The organism is Pseudomonas sp. P5_B2 (assembly GCF_056400445.1).
The window spans coordinates 1-3,038 of the sequence record NZ_JBFULH010000494.1 but is presented as its reverse complement, the minus strand read 5'-3'; the positions used below and the strand labels follow the sequence as shown (position 1 = coordinate 3,038).

The 3,038-nt window shown below is 54.1% G+C and carries 1 protein-coding gene; it reads left to right on the top strand.

What is annotated here, in order from left to right; translation table 11 throughout:
* Window positions 1-37: 37 nt before the first annotated feature.
* On the top strand, window positions 38-3,038 hold a 3,001-nt coding region (locus AC1DRJ_RS22880), incomplete at its 3' end, for a toxin TcdB middle/C-terminal domain-containing protein (protein WP_477804152.1).

Here is a 3,038-nt window from a genome sequence, read left to right as displayed (position 1 = left end):
CCCCTTGCGAGTAGCCGAGTGGTTGATCGAAGAGAGCATGAATGCTCATGGCGAACATATTCTGTATGAGTACGCCACGGGCAACGAGGCCGACACCGGCGATAGCGATAACCGCGCCCAGCGTTATCCGAGCCGCGTGCGCTATGGCAATTTCAAAGCAGGCTCAGCGCTGTACCTGTGCAAACTCGATGGCATCAAGGATCAAGGGTGGCATTTCGACCTGTGTTTCGACTACGAAGAACACAACGCATCGCCAGACAAGAAGCCCGACTACAAAACGACGCCCGCATGGTCGGTACGCGGCGATCCCTTCACGGAGTTCGCTTATGGATTTGAAATAGGCACTCGGTACTTGTGCCGGCAAATCCTGATGTTTCATTACTTTCCCAATGAGACTTCCATGGCTAATGACCCAGTGCTGGTTCGTCGAGTCTTGCTTGAGTATCAGGCCAGCGCTCAATCCTGCAACTGCCTGATGACGGCGTTACCCCAATCCTATGGCAAAGAGACGGACAGCTACCAACCGCCGCTTGAATTCACGTACACCGGTTTCACCCTGAAACGTGATGCCGACGGCTACAAAACCTTCGACGCGTTGTCCAGCCTCAACCACGGACAGCGTTTTCAGTTTGTCGATTTGCTTGGAGAAGGCCTGCCGGGTGTCCTTCACCAAACGGACAAAAGTTGGCGCTACAGCCAGCCGTCGCGTGGTGAGAAAGGAAAGGACCAGATCACCTATACCCAATGGTTTGAACTACCAGAAATACCGCTGGCCGATAGCAATAGACCGTTTCGGCAGTTTCTCGGCGACATCAGCGGTACCGGACATCCGGACTGGATCGTGACACGACCTGGGCTCAGTGGCTTTTTTACGCTGAGCCCCAATGGCAAATGGTCAAACTTCACTTTATTTGCGGCTGTACCCACGGAGTTCTTCAACCCGCAAGGACAGTTGGCCGATCTGATGGGGGCGGGCTTGAGCGATCTGGTGATGCTGGGACCGCGCAGCGTTCGCCTGTATGCCAATCAGAAAACTGCCCGGTTCGCTCCCGCAATCGAAGTGCCCCGCCTGGTAGATGAGGACGACCTGCCGGTGCCTGGCGACGCTCGCAGCGAACTGGTGGCTTTCAGTGGTTTTTTGGGTAGCGGCCAACAGCACCTGATCCGTATCCGTCACAACGAAGTCAAATGCTGGCCCAATCTGGGGCGCGGACGCTTCGCAAAGGGGCGGGTTATCGCCACCCTCGACTTCACCTACGAGGCTTTCGACGCATCACGCATTTTGCTAGCCGATCTGGACGGCTCGGGTGCGACGGACCTTATTTATCTGCAAGCTGATGGTGCGCGCATATTCATGAACCAGGGTGGCAACAGCTTGCGCCGAGGCGTTGTTTTGCCGTGGCCGGAAGGCCTGCGCTATGACCGTTTTTGCCAGGTCAGCGCTACAGATCTGCAGGGACTTGGCTGCTCCAGTCTGGTTTTCAGCCTGCCGGGAGAGGTAGACCGGCATTGGCGATATGACTTTGTTGACGCCAAACCTTACCTGCTCAATTCGACCAATAACAACATGGGCGCCTCGGGCAGCATTCGTTATCGCAGCTCTGCACAAGAGTGGCTGGATGAAAAAAAACAGTTACTCAAGAACAACAAACCAGCGATCTCACACCTCCCCTTTTCGGTGCATCTGGTCAAACAGCAGACTCAGTTCGATGAAGTCACAGGCAATCAATTGTCGCAACAATTCAAGTATCGACGGGGCATCTATGACAGCGACGAGCGAGTGTTTCGGGGGTTTGGTTTGCTTCAGCAAACGGATAACCCCACCGTCAAAGCTGAGGCCAAGCCCAAAACGACCAAGACCTGGTTCCACACGGGTGAAGCAGTAGACCTGCTCAATCAGGATTACTACAGCAGCGACAAATCAGCCATCCCACTCGGTCTCACTGTACTTCAGACGAGTGAGTCCCTGAGTCCGGACAAGCTCAAATCGACTCAACGCCGTGAGTTCGCCAGAGCATTAAGCGGACGCCCGTTGCGGATAGAAATTTACGGTCCGGACAAGACGCCGGAGGAAAAACATCCTTACTCGGTAGAACAGTTCCGATACCGGGTACGCGCGGTGCGCAGTCTCGATAAATACAGCCCTTACTCAATCGTGCATCCCTTGACGGTGGAGTCCATAAAGTATCAATACGAGCGCATCTCTGATGATCCTCGTTGCACTCATTCAATCAATCTGGAATGGGACGCCTACGGGCACCTCACTCACAGCCTGGAGATCAGTTACGCACGACGTAAAACGAAAGAAGACTCCGCTCCGTTTGCAGACAAATGGCAGCGCACATGGTGGAAAGACGCCCATGACGCAGACCAACAGTATTACTACGTGAACGAAACAAAGGCGCAATTCATCCACATTGATATGCCTGAGGCCAGGCGCCTGGGCCTGCGCTATCTCCAGCGAACCAATGCCTTGAAACTGCCCAAGGCACCTGCGGCTGGAGGGCTGGAACCCAAAGACATCCATTATGAAAAGCTGCTTGAGCTGAGCGCGTTGGCGTCATGGAAAACCGCAAAAGTCATGACGGGCTTGTCGCTGACACGCTACAGAAAACCAGACACAAGCGGCACCTGTGTCGATGGAAGCGCCAGTGTCGAAGCGTTGGTGGATCACATGGAAACAGCCGAGCTCAATGACGTAGCCTTGAAGGTCTACGACCTGCTCAAGCTGTCAGCCTCAACGCCTTTTGATTTGGAAGAAAAACTCGAGGACGCGGGCTACAAAAAAATGTCCATTGCCTTACCTCCGGACACTGAGTGGGACCAAAATGACAGGCTTTGGTCGGTGCGACGAAAGTTTGCCACCTACGAAAAACCCGAGGGCTTCTTTAAGCTGCAGACGTTCAAGGAAAGCCAGGCGCAGGGTTCGATCGCTATTTCCTACGATCCTTATTACTCCCTGACCACCCGCGTCAAACTGCCGGACAACTGCACTACTACAACCTCCAACATTGACTATCGAAACCTCCAACCCACTC